Raw genomic sequence first — 21,460 nt, 5'->3', positions numbered from 1 at the left:
CGATGACGTTTTCCAATGCCCGGCGGCTGCGTCCGGTTCGGCGCCACGCGGTATTCCAGGCCTGTGCGATGGGGTTCGCGCTGGCGCTGGCGAACGGTAGCGCGTTCTCGGCGGCGGCACTGAAGCAGCCTGTGCAGGACCCGGCCAAGACCGCTCCGGCGAGCCTGGCGGTGTCCAAGATCGATTTCAAACGTGGCGAGGATGGCGCTGGCCGTCTGATCCTGCAGTTCGACGGCCAGGGCGCCAGCCCGGATCTGCGCACGCAGGGCGACAACGTGCTGGTCGACATCAGCAACGCACGCCTGCCTGCCGAACTGCAGCGCCCGCTCAACGTCACCGACTTTGCAACGCCGGTGCAGCGTGTCGAAGTCAAGCCGTCCGGCTCGGGGTCGCAGCTGGTGCTGTCGACCAAGGGCGCGTTCGATTCGCTGGCCTACCAGACCGGCAACGAATACGTGGTCGAAATCACTCCGCGCAAGGGCCAGCCCGCGGTCGGGGGCGTCAGCGCCGCAGCCGTCACCCAGGCCGCCGCGCAGATCGCTGCGCGCGGTTACAGCGGCCGCCCGGTGACGTTCAATTTCCAGGACGTGCCGGTACGCACCGTGCTGCAACTGATCGCCGAGGAATCCAACCTCAATATCGTCGCCTCCGATACCGTGCAGGGCAATGTCACGCTGCGCCTGATGAACGTGCCGTGGGACCAGGCGCTGGACATCGTGCTGCGCGCCAAGGGCCTGGACAAGCGCCGCGACGGCGGCGTGGTGTGGGTTGCCCCGCAGCCGGAGCTGGCCAAGTTCGAGCAGGACAAGGAAGACGCCCGCATCGCGATCGAAAACCGCGAGGATCTGATCACCGATTACGTGCAGATCAATTACCACAACGCGGCCGTGATCTTCAAAGCGCTGACGGAGGCCAAGGGGATTGGTGGCGGTGGTGGTGGTCAGGGCGGCGGTCAAGGTGGACAAGGTGGCCAGCAGGACAATGGATTTTTGTCGCCTCGCGGTCGCCTGGTTGCCGACGAGCGCACCAATACCCTGATGATCAGCGATATTCCGAAGAAGGTCGCGCAGATGCGCGAGCTGATTTCGCATATCGATCGGCCGGTGGATCAGGTGTTGATCGAAAGCCGCATTGTGATCGCGACCGACACGTTCGCGCGTGACCTCGGTGCGCGATTTGGCATCACTGGTTCAACTGGCCGCGGTATTCTGAGCGGCTCATTGGATAGTAATGTCAATTTCCAGAATACCTCGGCTCAGCGTGCCAATGAACTTGCCAACACGGGCACAAGCACAACGCTAGCGTCGCATCTATTCCCGACTGGGTTGAATGTGGACCTTGGTGCAAGCGGGTTTACCAACAGTAGGGCAGCAGGTTTGGCATATACGCTGCTGGGCTCCAATTTCAATCTCGATATCGAGCTTTCGGCGATGCAAGAGGAGGGGCGTGGCGAGGTCGTTTCAAATCCCAGAATCGTCACTGCCAATCAGCGTGAGGGTGTCATCAAGCAGGGACGGGAAATCGGTTATGTGACAATCAGCGGCGGCGGTGCTGCCGGTTCGGCCGCGCAAGCCAACGTACAGTTCAAAGAAGTGTTGCTTGAGCTGAAAGTCACTCCGACCATTACCAATGACAATCGCGTTTTCTTGAACATGAATGTCAAGAAAGACGAAGTCGCGCGGTTTATCATTCTGGAAGGCTATGGCACCGTGCCGGAAATCAATCGTCGTGAGGTCAACACCGCCGTTTTGGTCGGTGATGGCGAGACGGTGGTAATCGGTGGTGTTTATGAATTCACAGATCGCGAGAGCGTCTCCAAGGTTCCCTTCCTGGGCGACATCCCATTCCTCGGAAATTTGTTCAAGAAACGTGGACGCAGCAAAGAAAAAGCTGAGCTGCTGGTCTTTGTTACCCCGAAGGTGTTACGTGTTGCGAGTGCTACCCCTTAAGAGGGAGCCATGTCGGAAAAAGGCCGCGAAAGCGGCCTTTTTTCATGATGAAGCATGTCGTTAAAGGCGGTAGGCGGTTTGGGCCGCCGGCGTGGTCACAAGCAAGCGATATGTTGTCTTGCATCAAAAACCATCAAAGCTTCTGGGCCGTTTCCCCTTGTGCTGTGATCGTGCTGGCCTGATTGCTTTTGCCAAGGCGCGATGCCTGCACTCCCTGCTTGTGTGACCTGTTTCATGCCCGGAGTCACTGACTGAATGCTCTGGGATGATCGAGTGAACCAATTGCGCTCGAATCGGTCACACTGGGCCTATGAACGCACCGCCGCTGTTGCCCCCAGAAGCCGCTGCCGCGCCCGCCGAGGACCGCTTGCATCGTCAATTCACCCTGCTGCGCGAGTCGCTGGCGCAGCGCATCGTGGGCCAGTCCGCGCTGGTCGAACGGTTGCTGATCGCCCTGCTGGCCGACGGGCATCTGCTGGTCGAGGGCGCGCCCGGGTTGGCCAAGACCACCGCGATCCGCGCGCTGGCCTCGCGGCTGGAGGCGGATTTTGCGCGGGTGCAGTTCACCCCTGACTTGCTGCCCTCCGATCTGACCGGCACCGAGATCTGGCGGCCGCAGGACAGCCGGTTCGAGTTCATGCCCGGGCCGATCTTCCATCCGATCCTGCTGGCCGACGAGATCAATCGTGCACCGGCCAAGGTGCAGTCGGCACTGCTGGAGGCGATGGGCGAGCGTCAGGTCACCGTCGGGCGGCACACCTATGCGCTGCCGCAGCTGTTCCTGGTGATGGCCACGCAGAACCCGATCGAGCAGGAGGGCACGTTCCCGTTGCCCGAGGCGCAGCTGGATCGCTTCCTGATGCACGTGCGTATCGGCTATCCACAGGCCGATGCCGAGGCGGAGATCCTGCGGCTGGCACGTGAGGCCGCGCGCGACACCCTGGAAAAGCACGAGACGGTACCCGACAAGATCCCGCTGGAAGATGTCTTTGCCGCGCGTCGGGTGGTGCTGGACGTGCATCTGGCGCCGCAGCTGGAGCGTTACCTGATCGAGATCGTGCTCGCATCGCGTGATGCGCAGCGCTACGACCCGGCACTGGCGCGGCGGATTGCCTGGGGCGCGAGCCCGCGTGGGTCGATCGCGCTGGAGCGCTGCGCACGGGCGCGTGCATGGCTGGCCGGGCGCGACTACGTGACCCCGGACGATATCCGCGCAATTGCGCCGGATGTGCTGCGTCATCGCGTGCTGCCCAGCTACGAAGCTACTGCCGAAGGCTGGGATGGCGAACGTCTGGTCGCCGCCTTGTTGGAAAAGATTCCGCTGCCCTGATCGGGTAGCGTGTCGCCGAGGTATGCCGTCCTCTGACCAGAATCCGATGTCTTCGATGCCGTCTTCTTCCCCTGTCACCGCTCCGGCGTCGATCGCCGGCGATGGGCTGCGGCCGACGCTGGCGGAGTTGATCGCGCTGCGTGGCACCACGACCCATCGCGGGCAGCCAGGGCGTGGCCGCCTTGGGCTGGTCGGGCCGGTGCCGGCGGCAACGCGTGGGCGCGGGATGGAATACGCCGAGTCGCGCGAGTACGTGGCCGGCGACGATGCGCGGCATATCGACTGGCGGGTCACCGCGCGTACCGGGCGCGCGCACACCAAATTGTTCCAGGCCGAGCGCGAACGCTTGAGCCTGATTGTGGCCGATACCTCACCGGCGCTCTTCTTCGGTACGCGGGTGCGCTACAAATCGGTGCAGGCCGCACGTGCCGGCGCGGTCGCGGCGTGGCTGGCGCAGCGGCAGGGCGACCGGATCGCCGCGCTGCGTGGCACTGCCAGCGAGGCGCCGATTGCACCGCGCTCGGGTCAACGCGGCGTATTGCCAGTGCTGGATGCGTTGGCGCGCTGGTACACGCAGCCGCCGTCCGGCGATGCGGGCCTGGAGGTGGCACTGGACCATGCCGCGCGGTTGCTGCGCCCGGGTGCGCGGCTGACTGTGCTGGCCGATGCGCACAGCGCCAGCAGGATTTCTGCCACGCGCTGGTCGGGCCTGGCCTTGCATCACGAGGTGGTGGTGATCGTGCTGATCGACCCGCTGGAGCTGGCGCCACCGGCCCGCGCACTCAGCTTCGATGTGCGCGGCGAGCGCATCGCGATCGATCTGTCCACGCAGGCTGGACGTGCGCGTTGGCAGGCCGAATTCGTGGCACCGCTGGAACAATTGACCGCGGTCCTGCAGGCACGCGGTGTGCGCTTGCATCGCCTGTCCACCGACGATGCCAGCGATGCCTGGTTGGGCGGCAGTAGCGCCGTGCGGAGTCGATGACGATGTCGCCGCAATCGCTGCCGCTACGCGATGTCCATCTGCCGCCGTCGCCGCCATGGTGGCCGCTGGCGCCGGGCTGGTGGCTGGTGATCGCGGCAGTGGTCCTGGTGCTTGGCAGCGCTTGGTGGTGGTGGCATCGCCGTCGTCAGCAGCAGTGGCGCTGGCTGGCGGCATTTGATGCCGAGCTGCAGCGCGCAACGACTCCTGCGCAGCGTCTGGCCGCGTTGTCGGTGTTGCTGCGACGCGCAGCGCGCAGCGTCGATGCGCAGGCCGACCGGCTGCAGGGCGAGGCATGGCTGCAGTTTCTGGACGGGCGCAAAAGCAAGACGCAGGCCTTTTCGCAGGGACCGGGGCGCGCGCTGCTGGATGGCGGCTTTCAACGTGCGCCGGCGGTGACCGATCTGGATGCGGTGCAGGCGCTGGCGCGGCAGCGTTTTCTGAGTCTGATGCGAGGCCGGCGATGAACTGGCTGCAATGGTCGCAGTGGCAGGATGCACTGGCGCACTGCGCATGGCCGTGGGCATGGTGGTTGATGCCGCTGCCGTTGCTGATGTGGTTCTGGCCGCAGCGCCGCGCCGATACCGCAGCGCTGCGCGTGCCTTACGCCGATCAACTGCATGCGGTTGCGCAGGCAAACAGTACACCGGCACTGCGGGTACCGCGCTGGCTTGCCTGGTTGGGCTGGTTTTTCCTGTGCGCGGCGCTCGCGCGCCCGCAGCAATTGGGCGATGTGATCCAGCCGCCGCGTGAGGCGCGGCAGATGATGCTGGCGGTGGATCTGTCCGGCAGCATGAGCGAGCCGGACATGGTGCTCGGCGGCAATGTGGTGGATCGCCTGACCGCCGCCAAGGCGGTGTTGTCGGACTTTCTGGATCGTCGCGACGGCGATCGGGTCGGCTTGCTGGTGTTCGGTCAGCGCGCCTACGCGTTGACGCCGTTGACCGCCGACCTGACCTCCGTGCGCGACCAACTGGCTGACAGCGTGGTGGGACTGGCCGGGCGCGAAACGGCGATCGGCGATGCGATCGCGTTGTCGGTCAAACGGCTGCGCGAGCAGAAGCAGGGCCAGCGCGTGGTGGTGTTGCTCACCGATGGCGTCAACACCGCCGGCGTGCTCAATCCGCTCAAGGCCGCCGAGCTTGCCAAGGCCGAAGGCGTGCGCGTGCATACGATCGCCTTTGGCGGCAACGGCGGCTATTCGTTGTTCGGCGTACCGATTCCGGCCACGGGCAACGACGATATCGACGAAGACGGCTTGCGCAAGATCGCCGCGCAAACCGGTGGGCGCTTTTTCCGTGCCCGTGATACCGAAGAACTGGCCGGCATCTATGCCGAGCTGGATCGGCTGGAGCCGGTCAAGGCGCTCGGCCCCTCGGTGCAGCCGCGCGTGGAGCGCTATTACTGGCCGCTGGGTGCCGCCATCGTGATTGCGCTGCTGGCCTATGTGTTGCCGCGGAGATGGCGATGAACGCGCTGACCGAACTGGCAGGCTGGCTGCAGTCGCTGCATCTGCTGCGCCCGGGGTTGCTGTGGGCGCTGCTGGCGATCGTGCCGGCGGCAGTGCTGTGGCAGTTGCGTCGACGCGATGCGGACGTGTGGCGGCAAAGCGTGGATGCGCATCTGTTGCCGACCCTGCTGGTGTCCGGCAGTCGGCGTGGATGGCTGGGATTCGTGCTGGCTGCGCTGACCTATGCGCTGGCGGTGCTGGCGATGACCGGGCCGAGCTGGCGGCAGACCGAGCGGCCGGTGTATCACTCCAGCATGCCGCTGGTGGTGGCGCTGGACCTGTCCTCCAGCATCACCGCCAACGACCTGCCGCCGTCGCGTCTGCTACAGGCGCGGGCCAAGTTGGCCACGTTGTTGCGCAAGCGGGCCGGTGGCGAAGTCGCATTGCTGGTCTATGCGGGCGAGAGTTTCACCGTTGCGCCGTTGACCGAAGACACCGCCAATGTGGCGTTGTTCCTGGATGCGCTGTCGCCATCGGTGATGCCGGTGGACGGCAAGCGCGCCGATGCGGCGATCGACGCGGCCACGCAGTTGCTGCTGCAGGCGGGTTTCAAGCAGGGCGACATCCTGCTGGTCAGTGACAGCGCCGATCGTGCGGCCGGAAGTTCTGCACGGTTGGCGCGCTCGCGTGGATTCAGCGTGTCCGCGCTCGGCGTGGGGAGCACGCGCGGCGCGGCCTATCGCACCACGACCGGTGAGATTGCGCAGACAAAACTGGATGAAGGCAGCCTGCGCGATCTTGCCGGGCAGGGCGGTGGTCGCTATGCGCGCATCACCGCCGACGATGCGGACCTGCGTGCGCTGGGCGTGCTCGACCCGGCGCAACAGCCGCTGGCCGATGAAGCTGCCGAGTCCACCGGCGGCAAGACCTGGCTGGACGAGGGCTACTGGCTGCTGCTGCCGGTGATGCTGTTGGCACTGCTGGCGTTCCGGCGGCGTACGGTTGTGGCGATCCTGGCCCTGGTGTGCGTGTTGCCATTGGCTCAACCCGCGCATGCTGCCGATGGCACCTTGTGGCAACGCGCCGATCAGGTGCAGCAACAACGCCTGGATGCCGGCGTGCAGGCGTATCGCAAGGGCGATTTCGCCGCGGCACAAAAAGCCTTCGAAAATGTGCCCACCGATGAGGGTTTGTACAACCTCGGCAATGCGCTGGCCAGGCAGGGCCAGTACGACGAAGCAATTGCAGCTTACGACCGGGCACTCAAGCAACATCCGGATCAGCCCGACGCCATCGCCAATCGTGCGGCGGTGGAGGCGGCGCGTAAGCGCCAGCAGCAGAACAATAAAGACGGCAAAGGCAAGGACGGCAAGGGCCAGTCCGACGACCAGAAGCAATCCGGTCAGAACGGCTCCGGCCAGAATCAGTCCGGACAGAACAAGCAGAACGATCCAAAGCCCGGCCAGGACGGGCAAGGCAAGCAGGATGCGCAAGGCAAACAGGACGGCAAGGATCAGCCGTCTGCGCAGGCGCCGCAGGACGCAGCCTCGCAGAACCAGCAGTCCAAAAACGGCCAGGGCGAGCAGAGCAAGCAGGACGCAGCGCCGCAATCGGCCGATGCCAAGGCGCAGCAGCAGGCCGATGCCGCGCAGCGGCAAAAGATGCAGCAGGCGATGGCGCAGGCTGGCGACAAGAGCGCCGATGCAAACGGCAAGCAGGCCGCTGCGGCAACGGCGAACGAAACGCCGGAGCAACGCGAGCAACGTCAGGCAGTGGATGCCTGGTTGCGGCGGGTGCCGGATGATCCGGGTAGCTTGCTGCGCACCAAATTCAGGCTGGAACACGAACGCAGGCAACGGGACGGACGATGATCGGCACACACCATTTGCGCCGCGCGGCGATCGGCATGTTGGCCAGCGTGATGCTGCTCACCTGTGCACCGGCGGGTGCCGTCACGCGCGCGTGGCTGGACCGCGACAGCGCCGATGCCGGCGACGTAGTGATGTTGAATATCGAAACCGATCAACGCGGTGTCGATCCGGATTACACGCCGTTGCGCAACGACTTCGCGCTGGGGGCCAAGAGCGCCAACCAGCAGATGCAGGTGACCAATGGGTCGGTGACGGTGCGCGCGCTGTTCGGCGTGGTGCTGACGCCGCGCAAGAGCGGCGAGCTGATCGTGCCGGCGATCCGCGTGGGTAACGAGCGCACCGAACCGTTGCGGTTGCAGGTGGGCGCGTCGGCAAGCGATGCCGGCAGCAGCGCGGCCGGCACAGCGGCGGCGGCGCAGGGCAACGAGGATGCCTTTGTGCAGACGCAGGTGGACGATCCGCAGCCCTATGTGCAGCAAAGTGTGGGCGTAGTGGTGCGGCTGTATTTCGCCACGCAGCTGGCGTCCGGCGAGCTGGATCTGGAAGCGCCCGATGGTGCATCGCTGCAACGCATCGGCGACGACGTCAGTTCGGTCAAGGTACTCAATAACCGCCAATACAACGTGGTCGAGCGGCGCTATCTGCTGGTGCCCGAGCGCAGCGGCCGCCTGGTGTTGCCGTCGGCACGTTTCAATGGCCGCTCGGTCGGTGGTTTCTTCGACGACTATTTCGGTCGTGGCAATGGCGAGCTGAGTGCACGCAGCGCCAGCATCCCGCTGCAGGTACGCGCACAACCAGCCAACGCGCCGCAGCCGTGGTTGCCGCTGCGCAGCCTGCAGTTGCGGTATACGACCACGCCGCAGCGCGCCACCGCCGGTGAAGCGGCCCAGATCGTGGTGGAGGCCAGCGCACGCGGCGCCACCCAGGCGCAGTTCCCGGAATTGCCGACCCCGAGCGTGCCCGACGCGCAGGTGTTCGCCGAGCCGCCGCAATACGAAGAACGCTTCGTGGATGGCTCGCCGCAGCTGCGGCTGACCCGCCGTTATTCGATCGTGCCCAACCGCGCCGGCCCGCTGGTCGTGCCCGGCTTGCAGGTGGCATGGTGGGATGTGGGTGCGGCGGCAGCCAAGACCGCGGCGTTGCCGGACCTTACGCTGGATGTGGCGGCAGGCAGCGGTGCGTTTGCGGCGCCCGCGCCAACGCCTGCAGCCAGTCCATCACCGGATAACGCTGCGCCAACCGCTGCGGCCGGCACGCTGAGTCTGCAGCAGGCTGCGGCCACGCAACGGCCATGGGGCTGGATCGCTGCGGCGATCGGCTTTGCGCTGCTGTGGATTGCCACCCTGGTGTGGGCCTTATTACGGCGTCGCGGCGGTTCGCACGGCGCGCCGGTGATCAACACCAGCGATGCAGCTGCGCCCGGCCGGCGTGTGACGCACGGTGTGGCCGAGCTGCGACGCGCGCTCGATACCGGCGGCATGGACGACGTGGCCGCGGTGCTGTGCGGCATGGCCGGCGTTGCCGATATCGACAGCGTGCTGGCAGCGTTGAGCGACCCGGCGCAGCGGGCAGCGGTGGCACAGATGCAGCGCGCTCGCTGGGGCGGCGATGGCGACGTGACCAGTGCACGCGCGGCCTTGCGCGAGGCCTTTGCCAAGGGCCCGCGTTGGCGGCATGCCACGGCTGCGGAGCCGGAGGTCTTGGCGCCGCTGTATCCGCCGGCGCCTTGATCGGTTTCGCTGCATCGGATGTTGCTGACTGGGTCTAGACGGTCACCATCTCCGGTCCCGCTTTGACGCATTGATTCCGGTTGCACCTGATTCTTCACCTGTGCAGCCTGAAGCAAGGCGTTGGGTCTGTGACCTGGCTGCAGAGCCCTTGCCCGCCCACCATCGCGGGACACGCCGCAAGTACGTCCGTGTAGGCTCTTACGCGGCATCCATGCCGCGTAAGGTCCCGCGACGGTGAGCGGGCAAGGACCTGTCGGGATGGTCGGTACGCATGTTTGCAAGCAGGGCATGTTGCGCTTGGACAGTGTGGAGAGATCAGTGGCAGCGCGACGGATCTGCGACTTCGCTGCAGGGCCCTTGCCCGCCCACCCTCGCGGGACACGCCGCAAGTACGTCCTTGTAAGCTCTTACGCGGCATCCATGCCGCGTAAGGTCCCGCGACGGTGAGCGGGCAAGGACCAGTCGGGATGGTCGGTACGCATGTTTGCAAGCAGGGCATGTTGCGCTTGGACAGTGTGGAGAGATCAGTCGTAGAGCGGCTGCCCTACGGCTTGGCTTCAGGGCCCTTGCCCGCCCATCATCGCAGGACACGCCGCAAGTACGTCCTTGTAGGCTCTTACGCGGCATCCATGCCGCGTAAGGTCCCGCGACGGTGGGCGGCAAGGACCGGTCGGGATGGTTGGTGCGCATGGTTGCAAGCAAGAGCTCAGGGACTGATTCCATGGCGTGTTCCCAAAGCGGTTGGGCATCGCGCCCCGGTACAGGCGGCTCACGTATCCGCTTTGCGTGCCCACGGCGAGCGCGCCAGATTTGTTGAACGCTCCAGCGCCCGTATCGGCTGACGTGGGAGCTGCACCTACCCTCGGGCGGGCGCACCGCGACAGGCCGGGTAGGTGGCCGCGTCGATGGCGTTTGTTAAGCTCCGGGACTTGTGTCCAGATCAAGGCCCGACCAGATGACTGCATCCCCCGCCGTACGCCGCCCGGGCCTGCCCCTGCATTGGAAGATGGGCATCGGCTTCGCCGTCGGTCTGCTGCTGGGTCTGGCCGTCTACTACCTGGCCGGCAGCGATGCCGACTGGGTGCGCGTGGTCACCAAGTACATCACCACACCGTTCTCGCAGATCTTCCTCAATCTGATCTTCATGCTGATCGTGCCGCTGCTGTTTTCGGCGTTGGTGATGGGCATTTCCGAAATGGGCGACATCCGTGCGCTCGGGCGCGTGGGGTGGCGCACCCTGGGCTACACCGTCGTGCTGTCCGGCGTGGCGGTGTTGCTGGGGCTGGTGCTGGTGAATGTGCTCAAGCCTGGTGCCGGCGTGGACCCGCAGCTGGCCAACCAGTTGATCCAGCAGAACGCCGAGCGTACCCGCGAGATCATCTCCAGCTCCGGCACCCAGCCGCAGGGCATGGACATGCTGTTGTCGATCGTGCCCAGCAACGTCATCGCGGCAGCGTCCAGCAACGGCGCGATCCTGTCGCTGATGTTCTTTGCGGTGATGTTCGGCGTGGGCATGGTGCTGACCGCCGACGAAAAAGTGGCCACGCTCAAGCGCGGCATCGAGGGCATCTTCGAAATCTCGATGACCCTGATCGGCTTGGTGATCCGCCTGGCGCCGTATGCGGTGGCCTGTTTCATGTTCAATCTGGCCGCGCTGTTCGGCTTTGATCTGCTGATCCGCCTGGGCGCTTATGTGGGCGTGGTGGTGCTGGCGCTGGGCCTGCACATGGTGGTCAGTTACGGGCTGGCAGTGAAGTTCGCCGGGCGCTCGCCGATCGGCTTCTTCAAGCAGACCCAGGAGGCCACGATGATGGCGTTCTCCACTGCCTCCAGTAACGCGACCCTGCCGACCGCCCTGCGCGTGGCCGACGAGATGGGCCTGCCGCCGCGGGTGTCGCGTTTTGTGCTGACCGTGGGCGCCACCGCCAACCAGAACGGCACCGCCCTGTTCGAAGGGGTGACGGTGATCTTCCTGGCGCAGTTCTTCAATGTGGACCTGAGCATCGGCCAGCAGTTCATGGTGATGCTGGTCTGCATCCTGGGTGGCATCGGCACCGCCGGCGTGCCGTCCGGCTCGCTGCCGGTGGTGGCGCTGATCTGCGCGATGGTCGGGGTCAACCCGGTCGGCATCGGCATGATCCTGGGCGTCAATCATTTCCTGGATATGTGCCGGACGGCGCTGAACGTGACCGGCGATCTGGCGCTGACGACCTTGGTTGCCAAGGGCGAGGAGTAGGGAGTCGGGATTGGGGATTCGTCACAACGGGCTGCTGCGATCGTCAGGCGCCAGGTCGGGTCTTGCGCTGTTGCGGCGGTGTCCGGCACTGGTTGCATCGCTGTCCAGCGGAGGAGGCTGCCTAAGGTCGGCTCTGGCTTCACCAATCCCGAATCCCGACTCCCTAATCCCAGCCCCCTAACGCGCTCTGTGGGAGAATAAGCGGCTCCGCTTCCAGCGGTGTTCCCCTCCGCTTCCATAGACGCCCATGACCCAGCCCACCCGCCGCCAGCTGGCCAACGCCATCCGTTTTCTCGCCGCCGATGCGGTCGAAGCCGCCAAATCCGGCCATCCCGGCATGCCGATGGGCATGGCCGATATCGCCGAAGTGCTGTGGAACGATTTCTTCCGGCACAACCCGAACAACCCGCAGTGGTTCAACCGCGACCGTTTCGTGCTGTCCAACGGCCACGGTTCGATGCTGCAGTACGCGCTGCTGCACCTGTCCGGCTACGACCTGCCGATCGAGCAGCTCAAGCAGTTCCGTCAGCTGCACAGCAAGACCGCCGGTCACCCCGAGCGCAGCGAAACCCCCGGCGTGGAGACCACCACCGGCCCGCTCGGGCAGGGTTTTGCCAATGCGGTCGGGTTCGCGCTGGCCGAGAAGTTGCTGGCGCAGCGCTACAACCGCCCGGAGCTGGAAATCGTCGACCACCGTACCTGGGTGTTCATGGGCGATGGCTGCATGATGGAAGGCATTTCCCATGAAGCCGCCTCGCTGGCCGGCACCTGGGGCCTGGGCAAGCTGGTCGCGTTCTGGGACAACAACCAGATTTCCATCGACGGCAACACCGCCGGCTGGTTCAGCGACAACACCCCGGAGCGCTTCGAGGCCTATGGCTGGCATGTGATCCGCGATGTCGACGGACATGACGCCGAGAAGATCAAGGCCGCCATCGAGACCGCGCTGGAGAACACCGACAAGCCCACGCTGATCTGCTGCCGCACCAAGATCGGCTTCGGCGCACCGAGCAAGGCCGGCAAGGAATCCTCGCACGGCGCACCGCTGGGCAAGGAAGAACTCGAGGGCGCCCGCAAGGCGCTGGAGTGGCCGTACGGCCCCTTCGAGATTCCCGAAGAGATCTACGCCGGCTGGCGCGCAGGTGGCACAGGCACGCTGCGTCAGGCCGAGTGGGAGCAGCTGTTCGACAAGTACGGCAAGCAGTACGCGGCCGAAGCTGCCGAGCTGATCCGCCGCTCGCACGGCGAGCTGCCGGCCGACTTCATCGCCCAGGCAGATGCCTACATCGCCAAGGCGCAGCAGGACGGCCAGACCATTGCCTCGCGCAAGGCCTCGCAGCTGGCGATCGAAGCGTTTGCGCCGTTGTTGCCGGAACTGATCGGCGGTTCGGCCGACCTGGCGCATTCCAACCTGACCTTGTGGAAGGCGAGCAAGTCGGTGGCCACCGATGATCCGGATGCCAACTACGTCTATTACGGCGTGCGCGAGTTCGGCATGACCGCCATCGCCAACGGCCTGGCGCTGCATGGCGGCTTCATTCCGTTCGACGCCACCTTCCTGGTGTTCAGCGATTACGCGCGCAACGGCGTGCGCATGAGCGCGTTGAATCCGGCCCATGCCATCCACGTGTACACGCACGACTCGATCGGCCTGGGCGAGGACGGCCCGACCCATCAGCCGGTGGAACACCTGGCCTCGCTGCGCTACATCCCCAACAACGATGTTTGGCGCCCGGGCGATGCGGTGGAATCGGCGGTGAGCTGGAAGGCCGCCATCACCCGCAAGGACGGCCCGAGCTGCCTGGTGTTCAGTCGCCAGAACCTGCAGCACCAGCCGCGCAGCGACGAGCAGCTCAAGCTGATCGAGCGCGGCGGTTATGTGCTGGCCGATGCCGAAGGCGGCACGCCCGACGTGATCCTGATCGCCACCGGTTCGGAAGTCGGGCTGGCGGTGGAAGCCAAGCAGACCCTGGACGCGGCCGGGCTGAAGACGCGCGTGGTGTCGATGCCGTCGACCGATGTGTTCGATCGCCAGGATGCGGCCTATCGCGAGTCGGTGCTGCCCAATGCGGTGCGCAAGCGCGTGGCGGTAGAAGCGGGCGTGACCGGCTTCTGGCGCAAGTACGTGGGCCTGGATGGTGATGTGGTCGGTATCGACACCTTCGGTGCCTCGGCACCGGCGGATCAGCTGTATGCGTACTTCAAGATCACCGCCGAGCATGTGGTCGCGGCAGCCAAGGCGCTGTAACGCCTTGCGTGGTGCCTGAAAGAAAAAGCCGGCGAAAGCCGGCTTTTTTGTTGGATCTCGTAATCAATGCGCGATGTGCGGTACTTCATCATTCAACGAGCGCGTTGCGTGTTTCAGCGTGCGTCGTTGGCCATCGCCGCTGCGCGGATTCTGGTCAGCACTTTCAGCTGTGCGTCCATCATCGGCGGGTTGGGGTCGTGCCCGGTGCGTGGCAGCAGCAGGAATTCCTTGCTCGGTGCAGAAAGACCATCGAAATAGGCTTTGCTGATCTGGGCTGGGGTGACCAGATCCTGTTCGCCCTGAATCAGATAGACCGGCATGGCGAACTGCGGCCCGAGTGTGCGCAGGTCGATCTGCGGGCCCATGCCGTCGCCTGCCAGCCCGACGAACTGCAGGAAGGAATAGTCTTCTCCGGCCTCATAGGCTGCACGGTAGTCGGGCGTGTCGTACTCCGCTGCGAAGGTGAACCAGTCTTCCGGTGCCGGGTCGGTGCTCAAGGCTTCGTACTTGCGTGTCAGGCGCCTCAGGACGCCGAAGTTGCGCGGGTTGGTCCATGGCGGCGGGCCGATCGTATCCAGCTTGCCGATCGCATCCGCATCGCTGGCTGCGCGGGCCAGACTCAGCGTCTTGGCGTAACTGGCCGCCATATCGTCCTGGTAATTGACCAGTTGCGCTGTACCGACATACGCATGGAACAGACTGGGATTTGCCTTGGCGATAGTGACCGACAGTGCCGAGCCCCACGATCCACCCATCAGGATGAGCTTGGATTTGCCCAGCCGTTGCGTGGCATAGCGCGCGACCGCGCTACCGTCCTGGGTCAGCCGCTGCATGGTCAGCGTCTCGCCGTCGGCAGGTTTGCTTGCCGCGTAGGTCTTGCCGGAGCCGCGTTGGTCCCATTGCACGATGGTGAAGTCGCGCGTCCAGCTGCCGAACAGGCGATGCGCGAACGGCGTGTTGGGGTTGCCCGGCCCGCCATGGACGATCAGCACCACCGGATTGCGGCAGTCCTGACCTTCGATCGTGACCCATTGCTGGATGCCTCCGATCTGCACAAGACCTGCCTCGTGCACGGCGTTGCCGGGTAGCCGGCAAGCCTCGTTCAGCGACGTTTTATCTGGCCCTGCAGCAGCGCTCACTGCCGGCGTGCACAACAGCAGTAGAGCGACAGCCATCCAGCATTTTCTTCATGTGATCCCCGTTGTAGTGCGTTCCGTCGTTACGTCAGCCAACTGTTCAGTAGCTCCCGTTCCGAGTGTCGCGTCTATGCGAGTTCGGCTGCAAGGGCTGAGGTCAGACCGAGAGTTGCGCAGTGGGCCTCCTATCCAGGTAGCGCTCGCTTGTGTCAAGTAAATGCTAAAAATATGTCAATCCGGCTATTTAAAATGTGAATCATTCCCATTAAAATGGCGCGCTGCCGCTGGTAAGGCACACCGTTTCCTCCCCCTTGTTGCCGGCGCGGCGTCTTCGCAGCGCGTGGTCTGATCCGTCTGCGTTGGAGTTCCCGATGATCCGTAGTACCGAGTTGCGTCTTGTTTCCGTGGGCGCGCGTCGCCGTGCCCTGCCGCGCGCGCTGTTCGCCGCGCTGTGCGCGATGGCCGCTGGCCAGGCATTGGCCGAGACGCCTGCCGCCGCCGGCGATGCCGAGGTCACCACCCTGGACCGGCTCATCGTGCAGGGCGAGCAGGCCAAGGGCTATACGGTGGAGAAGACCACCGCCGGCACGCGCATGGACCTGTCGCTGCGGGAGATCCCGCAGTCGGTCACCGTGATCACCCGCGACCGCATGGACGACCAGAACCTGCAGAGCATCACCGACGTGCTCAACAACGTCACCGGCATTTCGGTTGCGCAGAGCGACAGCGAGCGGCTTGAGTTCTATGCACGTGGTTTCTACATCGACAACTACCAGTTCGACGGCATCCCGGCGTACATGGAGCAAGCCTGGAGCTACGGCGATTCGGCGCTGGACGTGGCGCTGTACGACCGTGTCGAAGTGGTGCGTGGCGCCACCGGCCTGCTGACTGGCTCGGGCAACCCGTCGGCCTCGATCAACCTGGTGCGCAAGCATGCACTCAGCCGCGACTTCACCGGCACCGTGTCGGTGGGCGGTGGCGATTTCAACAAGACCCGCAGCGTGGCCGATGTCACCGTGCCGCTCAGCCCCGAAGGCACCGTGCGCGCGCGCGTGATCGGCGTGTACCAGGACGGCGAGTCGGACATGGACCGCTACGGCCTGCGCAAGAAGATCGGCTCGGCGATCATCGATGCCGACCTCACCGACAGCACCTTGCTGAGCGTGGGCTACGAGTACCAGAAAAAGGAATCGAACGATGTCACCTGGGGCGGCTTCCCGCTGTTCTACAGCGATGGCACCCGCACCAACTACGATCGTTCGTTCAACCCGGCGGCCGACTGGACGTTCTGGGACACGCGCCTGCAGCGCACCTTTGCCAGCCTGCAGCAGAGCTTCGACAACGGCTGGACCCTCAAGGCCAATCTGAGCCACGAGAAGACCGAAGCGGCCAATCACCTGTTCTATCCGTTCTATACGATCTTCGGGTTCGACCGCGCCACCGGTGGCGGCGTGGTGCCGTATTCGGGCAACTACCTGACCGAGCGCAAGGCCGATGGTGCCGATGTCTATGCGGAAGGCCCGTTCCAGCTGTTCGGCCGCGAGCATCAGCTGGTTGCCGGCGCCAGCTACAACCGCCGCGAGTACGTCAATAACGGCACCTTCGATTTCCCGGCGCCGCTGGACAGCTATCTCGGCTGGACCGGTGCCTACCCGGAACCCAACTGGAGTCCGCGGTTGGTGCAGAGCGACGGCACCATCAAGCAGAAGGCGGCCTACGTGGCTGCGCGCTTTTCGCTGGCCGATTCGCTGAAGTTGCTGGTGGGTGCGCGCTACACCGACTGGCAGATCGATGGCCGCAATCTCGACTCCGCTACGCAGCAATTGGTGCCGTTCTCCGACAGCCAGACCGAAGTCACCCCGTACGCCGGTCTGGTCTACGACATCAACGATGTGTGGTCGACGTACGTCAGCTACACCGAAATCTTCAACCCGCAGACCCTGCGCGATGCCAATGGCGGCTACCTGGATCCGTTGACCGGCAAGGGCTACGAAGCCGGCGTCAAGGCAGCATGGTTCGACGACAGGCTCAACGCCTCGCTTGCGGTGTTCCGCATCGAGCAGGACAACCTGGGCGTGGCCACCGGCGGCTTCGTCCCCGGTAGCAGCGACTTCGCGTATGAGGCCGCCAACGGCGTGGTCAGCGAAGGCTTCGATTTCGAGGTGTCCGGGCGTGTGACCGAGAGCTGGAACACCACCTTCGGCGCCTCGCACTACACCGCGCGCGATGACAGCGGCACCTCGATCAATACGCATCTGCCGCGCACCACCCTCAAGCTGTTCAACAGCTACACCCCGCAAGGTGCGTGGAGCGATCTGACCGTGGGTGGTGGCGTCAACTGGCAGAACCGCTCGTACTATGTGGACCCGGTCTACGGCGTTTTTCAGCAGAGTGCTTACGCACTGGTCAGCGCGTTTGCGCGCTACCGGCTGTCGCCGCAGTTCTCGGTGCAGCTCAATGTCGACAACCTGCTCGACAAGCGCTACTACGCGCAGTTCAACGGTGGCTATGGCGCATGGGGCGCCTCGCGCAACGGCATGCTGACCTTCAACTACACGTTCTGATCGCAGACCGGGCCGGGCGCGATGTCAGCGCCTGGCCTGGTGTTGCAACGATGCAGGCACCTTGCAGAAGGTGCCTGTTTTTTTGTGTCTGCTGTCCCTCTGGGTGATCGTAGATCTGCTGGGCTTGCCGCAATGCTTTAACGTCGTGCTTGGATCGGTTTGCTTCGGTGGTATCGAAGTGGCGCGCAAGCAAGTGATGCCTCCCGCCAATGTCGGCGCGCTACAGAAACACTTCCTGCCTGCGCACACGCGCACGCGAAGACGTGCCGGCAATCGCATCGACGGTGGCCCGGGGCTACAGCGGTTCCAGATACGGTGCCATCACCTCCGTAACCCAGTCCATGAACGCACCTACGCGTTGCGGCAGATGGCGACGCTGCGCGTAGAGCAAGGTGACCGGCATCGGTTCCGGCGCGATGGCGGCCAGCAGCTCGATCAAGGCGCCGCTGTCCAGGTGCGGGCGCAACGGGCTGGCCGGCGCCTGGATGATTCCCAGGCCCGCCAATGCCGCAGCAAGATAGGCATCGCCGTTGTTGACCGTCACCGGGCCGCGCATCGGCAGTAGCTGGTAGGCCGGTCCATCGCGGTACTCGAAGCCGGACGATCGCTGGCCCAGCGTCGGCACGTAATGCACCAGATCGTGGTGAGCCAGATCGTCCAGGCGCTGCGGCATGCCCCGTCGTGCGAGGTAGTCGGCACTGGCGCAGTTGATGATGCGAAACACGCCGAGCGGTCGTGCGACCAGATTGGTGTCTTCGAGCGTGCCCACGCGCAACACGCAATCGAAGCCTTCGCGCACCACATCGACGCGGCGGTCGGTGCCGCTGATTTCCACCTCCAGCTGCGGGTGCTGCGCCAGGAACGTGGGCAGCGCGGGAATCACGAAATTGCGCGCGATGCCGGAGGACATGTCCACCCGCAAGCGCCCGCGCAGCTGGCTGCGTTCGCGCTGAAACATGCTCTGCAACTCGTCCATGTCGTCGAGCAGATCGCGGCTGCGCTGGTAGAACGTGGTGCCGTCGCCGGTGAGTTGCACGCGTCGCGTCGTGCGATGCAAAAGCTGCGTCCCAAGCGAGGCTTCGAGCCGCTGCACGGCGGTAGAAACGCTGGCTTTGGGCAGGCCCAGCGTTTCGGCAGCGCGGGTGAAACTGCCGAGCTCGGCGACGCGCAGGAAGGCGCGCAGCGACTCCAGGGTATCCATCGATTGGTCGACGTTCTTGAACGGTGCAATCAGGTTGGACCGATTTATGTGGCGCGGCAAGCGCAATAGTCTTGGCGCGGTCAGACAACGTCACGCCCGCCCCACGGTCATGCACCGCCTGTGGTGATCGCCCCAAATCGCATCCCAACACGCAACGGAGTCCATCATGTCGACCACCACACCGATCACCCTGATCACCGGCGGCAGCCGCGGCCTGGGCCGCAATGCCGCGCTTGCGCTCGCTGCGGAAGGCAGCGATATCGTGCTGACCTATCGCAGCCAGGCAGATGAGGCCGCTGCGGTGGTCGCCGAGATCCACACGCTTGGCCGCCGTGCGCAGGCACTGCCGCTGGATGTTGCCGACGCCGAGTCGTTCGCGGCATTCGCTGAGCAGTTGAAGCGGGTGCTGGCCGGTTGGGATCGCACGCAGTTCGATGCGCTGGTCAACAACGCGGGTACCGGGCTGCACGCGGCCATCGCCGACACCACGCCGGCGCAGTTCGACGCCCTGGTCAATATCCATCTCAAGGGGCCGTATTTCCTGACCCAGGCGTTGCTGCCGTTGATCGCCGACGGCGGACGCATCCTCAACGTATCCAGCGGCCTGGCACGCTTCGCGCTGCCCGGTGCCTCGGCTTACGCGATGATGAAAGGCGGGGTGGAGGTGTTCACCCGCTATCTGGCCAAGGAACTGGGCGCGCGTGGCATTCGTGCCAATACGCTGGCGCCGGGTGCGATCGAGACAGACTTCAACGGCGGCAGCGTGCGCGATAACGCACAGGTCAATGCGATGGTGTCGTCGGTCACGGCGCTGGGGCGCCCAGGGCTGCCGGACGATATCGGGCCGGTGGTCGCTGCGTTACTCGCGCCGGGAACCGGTTGGATCAATGCGCAGCGCATCGAGGTATCGGGCGGCATGTTGATCTGAATGCACAGGCCTGCGCATCACGCGCAGGCCTGTGTCTGCATCACCGCTCGGTGCATCACTGCAGGGTCTGGTCGCCGTGCAATACGGGATAGGGATTCAAGACCTCTCCCTTCCACCATTGTTTTTCCGGCCCCAGGCGGTGGATCTCGAAGTGCAGATGCGGTGCGGCAGGATCGGCATTGCCGGTGCTGCCGACGTAGCCGATGACCTGGCCGCGCTTTATTGCCTGCTTTTCTGCCAGGCCGTCGGCATACCGTTCCAGGTGTGCGTAGTAGTAGCAGTACGTGCCGTTCGGATCGAACTGGTACACGGTCAGGCCACCGCGCTCGCTGTTGAACAGTTTCTCGACCGTGCCGTCTGCAACTGCAATGACCGGTGTGCCGGTCGGAGCAAGAATGTCGATGGCATCGTGCACGCGGCCTTCGCTGCGTGCGTCGGTAAAGGTGTCCTGCAGCTGGCCGCTGCCGATGCCTTGCACCGGAATCAGCAGGCCGCTGCCTGAATTCGCAGCTTCAGGAGAGGCTGCAGACGCAGGCGCGGCTGGCGTGTCTGCAGCTGGCACCATCTCGGTGGATGGCGACGATGCGGCAACGGCTGGAGCGGCAACCGCTGGAACCGCAGAAGACGTTGCCATTGCCGCCTCTGCCGCGTCGGGCTGCGCTGTCACCGCGGGTGCAGCTGCGGACGTCGGTGCCACCGCCGCCTGTGGTGCCTCGCGTTCCAGCCACCAATAGCCGGCTGCACCGAGCAAGACACCGACCACCAGCATCATCAGCAGTTTCATGCTTACTCCTGCATCACCACCGGCATGGACGGGCCCACCACGCTGGCCAGATTGACCACGTCCCAGTTGGTCAGGCGCACGCAGCCATGCGATTCGGTCTTGCCGACATGGCCGGGTTCCGGCGTGCCGTGCAGGCCGTAATGCGGCTTGGACAGATCGATCCACACGCGTCCGACCGGGTTGTTCGGGCCGGAGGGCAGGGTGGCCTTTTGATCACCCTTCTTTGCGTCCCAGAACAGCTTGGGGTTGTACTTGAACACCGGATCGCGTGCCACGCCCAGCACCTTCCAGCGGCCGATCGGCAGCGGATCGTGCTTGCTGCCGGAGGACACCGGGAACTGCGCATACACTTTGCCGTCGGCATCGAACAGGCGCAGCGTCGACTCGGACTTGTCGACCACCAGCTTGGCCGGCTTGGCCAATGGCGGGACGCCGTCGATGTTGGGCACCTGGATCACGCCACCGGCCTTGTTCAAATCCACGCCGGGGTTGAGCTGGCGCAGCAGCTCCGGAGCGGCATGGAAACGCTCGCCCAGCGCCTCGTCCACCGAGGTGTAGCCCAGCGACGTCAGCTTGGCCTGTTCGGCCGGTCCTTTCGGAATCGGCTGGAACGGCCCGGCCACATCGGCATCGGTGAGCGTGTACTGCACCAACGCCGGCGTGGTGTCGGCCTGCAAGGCCTGCCAGGTGGCGTCATCGAGCTCACCGGTGACCTTGATCTTGTGCGCTGCCTGAAATCCGGACACCGCACGCTTCTGGTTGGAACCACGCTCGCCGTCGATCTGCCCCGGCGAGAAATGCGCGCGATCCAGCAGCACCTGCGCGTGCAGGTCCGAACGCGGGCCGGTCGGCACGACGGTCGCAGCGGGAGCTGCTGCAGGTGCCGCTGCGGGCTGCGGCGCTTGCGCCAGTGCGGACAGGGAGGTGCCCAGAGCGAGGGCGAGCAAGCAGGCGCGAGCGTAGATGCGTGGTGGCATGAGCAGGTCCGGAAGAGGCATGCGCGCACCTTGCCCGAGCCGCCTGCGTGGTCTGCGTGAAATGGCTGCACCGG

At 65.0% G+C, this 21,460-nt stretch carries 15 protein-coding genes; 11 read left to right on the top strand and 4 right to left on the bottom strand.

Annotation, left to right across the window (positions count from 1 at the left end; genetic code table 11):
• Positions 1 to 2 precede the first annotated feature (2 nt).
• From AC1PLA_RS16480 to tkt, 9 genes are all read left to right on the top strand, one after another.
• A complete protein-coding gene (locus tag AC1PLA_RS16480) occupies positions 3 to 1,949 on the top strand; it encodes a type IV pilus secretin PilQ (RefSeq protein WP_481104959.1) in 1,947 nt (648 codons plus the stop codon).
• A 310-nt stretch (positions 1,950 to 2,259) separates the two neighbouring features.
• Positions 2,260 to 3,279: an AAA family ATPase gene (locus tag AC1PLA_RS16475; protein WP_039525693.1), complete on the top strand. Its 1,020-nt coding sequence runs from the start codon at positions 2,260 to 2,262 to the stop codon at positions 3,277 to 3,279.
• A gap of 22 nt (positions 3,280 to 3,301) precedes the next feature.
• Positions 3,302 to 4,264, top strand: a complete 963-nt coding sequence (locus tag AC1PLA_RS16470) for a DUF58 domain-containing protein (protein ID WP_481104958.1) — start codon at positions 3,302 to 3,304, stop codon at positions 4,262 to 4,264.
• Positions 4,265 to 4,266: 2 nt separating this feature from the next.
• Positions 4,267 to 4,728 (top strand): DUF4381 domain-containing protein, encoded by a 462-nt coding sequence (locus tag AC1PLA_RS16465; protein WP_481104957.1) that lies wholly within the window; start codon positions 4,267 to 4,269, stop codon positions 4,726 to 4,728.
• Positions 4,725 to 5,732, top strand: coding sequence for a vWA domain-containing protein (locus tag AC1PLA_RS16460; protein ID WP_039812085.1), 1,008 nt, complete (start codon positions 4,725 to 4,727; stop codon positions 5,730 to 5,732). The genes AC1PLA_RS16465 and AC1PLA_RS16460 overlap by 4 nt, the downstream gene beginning before the upstream one ends.
• Entirely contained in the window at positions 5,729 to 7,582 is a 1,854-nt protein-coding gene (locus tag AC1PLA_RS16455) for a tetratricopeptide repeat protein (protein WP_481104956.1), read from the top strand. The genes AC1PLA_RS16460 and AC1PLA_RS16455 overlap by 4 nt, the downstream gene beginning before the upstream one ends.
• On the top strand, positions 7,579 to 9,312 hold the full coding sequence (locus tag AC1PLA_RS16450) for a BatD family protein (RefSeq protein WP_481104955.1): 1,734 nt from the start codon (positions 7,579 to 7,581) through the stop codon (positions 9,310 to 9,312). Before AC1PLA_RS16455 ends, AC1PLA_RS16450 begins: the two co-directional genes overlap by 4 nt.
• A 955-nt stretch (positions 9,313 to 10,267) precedes the next feature.
• Positions 10,268 to 11,548: a dicarboxylate/amino acid:cation symporter gene (locus tag AC1PLA_RS16445; RefSeq protein WP_481104954.1), complete on the top strand. Its 1,281-nt coding sequence runs from the start codon at positions 10,268 to 10,270 to the stop codon at positions 11,546 to 11,548.
• Positions 11,549 to 11,795: 247 nt separating this feature from the next.
• A complete protein-coding gene (gene tkt, locus AC1PLA_RS16440; RefSeq protein ID WP_481104953.1) occupies positions 11,796 to 13,796 on the top strand; it encodes a transketolase in 2,001 nt (666 codons plus the stop codon).
• Between the two features lie 113 nt (positions 13,797 to 13,909).
• Here the strand turns inward: tkt and AC1PLA_RS16435 are convergent, their stop codons facing one another.
• Positions 13,910 to 14,851: an alpha/beta fold hydrolase gene (locus AC1PLA_RS16435; RefSeq protein ID WP_196768912.1), complete on the bottom strand. Its 942-nt coding sequence runs from the start codon at positions 14,849 to 14,851 to the stop codon at positions 13,910 to 13,912.
• 452 nt (positions 14,852 to 15,303) lie between these two features.
• Between AC1PLA_RS16435 and fhuE the strand changes: the two genes are divergently transcribed.
• Positions 15,304 to 17,496: a ferric-rhodotorulic acid/ferric-coprogen receptor FhuE gene (gene fhuE, locus AC1PLA_RS16430; RefSeq protein ID WP_481104952.1), complete on the top strand. Its 2,193-nt coding sequence runs from the start codon at positions 15,304 to 15,306 to the stop codon at positions 17,494 to 17,496.
• Between the two features lie 295 nt (positions 17,497 to 17,791).
• Here the strand turns inward: fhuE and AC1PLA_RS16425 are convergent, their stop codons facing one another.
• Complete coding sequence (locus tag AC1PLA_RS16425) at positions 17,792 to 18,763, bottom strand: LysR family transcriptional regulator (RefSeq protein ID WP_481104951.1); 972 nt, start codon at positions 18,761 to 18,763, stop codon at positions 17,792 to 17,794.
• 100 nt (positions 18,764 to 18,863) lie between these two features.
• On the opposite strand from AC1PLA_RS16425, the gene AC1PLA_RS16420 reads away from it, so the two are divergent.
• Positions 18,864 to 19,625 carry an SDR family NAD(P)-dependent oxidoreductase gene (locus AC1PLA_RS16420; RefSeq protein ID WP_481104950.1) on the top strand — a complete coding sequence of 254 codons (762 nt, stop codon included), beginning with the start codon at positions 18,864 to 18,866 and terminating at the stop codon, positions 19,623 to 19,625.
• Between the two features lie 55 nt (positions 19,626 to 19,680).
• On the opposite strand, the gene AC1PLA_RS16415 is transcribed toward AC1PLA_RS16420, so the two are convergent.
• Both AC1PLA_RS16415 and AC1PLA_RS16410 read right to left on the bottom strand, forming a co-directional pair.
• Positions 19,681 to 20,409: a M23 family metallopeptidase gene (locus AC1PLA_RS16415; protein WP_481104949.1), complete on the bottom strand. Its 729-nt coding sequence runs from the start codon at positions 20,407 to 20,409 to the stop codon at positions 19,681 to 19,683.
• A gap of 2 nt (positions 20,410 to 20,411) precedes the next feature.
• Entirely contained in the window at positions 20,412 to 21,329 is a 918-nt protein-coding gene (locus tag AC1PLA_RS16410; RefSeq protein ID WP_172454206.1) for a L,D-transpeptidase family protein, read from the bottom strand.
• Positions 21,330 to 21,460 lie beyond the last annotated feature (131 nt).

This window comes from Xanthomonas sp. NCPPB 1826 (genome assembly GCF_056725285.1).
The sequence above is the reverse complement of the archived record's forward strand: the minus strand, read 5'-3'. Positions and strand labels throughout refer to the sequence as shown.

Bases quoted from the DNA above. Each gene is read 5' to 3' on its own strand.
- AC1PLA_RS16480 (WP_481104959.1), top strand. From the start codon at position 3: ATGACGTTTTCCAATGCCCGGCGGCTGCGTCCGGTTCGGCGCCACGCG.
- AC1PLA_RS16475 (WP_039525693.1), top strand. From the start codon at position 2,260: ATGAACGCACCGCCGCTGTTGCCCCCAGAAGCCGCTGCCGCGCCCGCC.
- AC1PLA_RS16470 (WP_481104958.1), top strand. From the start codon at position 3,302: ATGCCGTCCTCTGACCAGAATCCGATGTCTTCGATGCCGTCTTCTTCC.
- AC1PLA_RS16465 (WP_481104957.1), top strand. From the start codon at position 4,267: ATGTCGCCGCAATCGCTGCCGCTACGCGATGTCCATCTGCCGCCGTCG.
- AC1PLA_RS16460 (WP_039812085.1), top strand. From the start codon at position 4,725: ATGAACTGGCTGCAATGGTCGCAGTGGCAGGATGCACTGGCGCACTGC.
- AC1PLA_RS16455 (WP_481104956.1), top strand. From the start codon at position 5,729: ATGAACGCGCTGACCGAACTGGCAGGCTGGCTGCAGTCGCTGCATCTG.
- AC1PLA_RS16450 (WP_481104955.1), top strand. From the start codon at position 7,579: ATGATCGGCACACACCATTTGCGCCGCGCGGCGATCGGCATGTTGGCC.
- AC1PLA_RS16445 (WP_481104954.1), top strand. From the start codon at position 10,268: ATGACTGCATCCCCCGCCGTACGCCGCCCGGGCCTGCCCCTGCATTGG.
- tkt (WP_481104953.1), top strand. From the start codon at position 11,796: ATGACCCAGCCCACCCGCCGCCAGCTGGCCAACGCCATCCGTTTTCTC.
- fhuE (WP_481104952.1), top strand. From the start codon at position 15,304: ATGATCCGTAGTACCGAGTTGCGTCTTGTTTCCGTGGGCGCGCGTCGC.
- AC1PLA_RS16420 (WP_481104950.1), top strand. From the start codon at position 18,864: ATGTCGACCACCACACCGATCACCCTGATCACCGGCGGCAGCCGCGGC.
- AC1PLA_RS16415 (WP_481104949.1), bottom strand. From the start codon at position 20,409: ATGAAACTGCTGATGATGCTGGTGGTCGGTGTCTTGCTCGGTGCAGCC.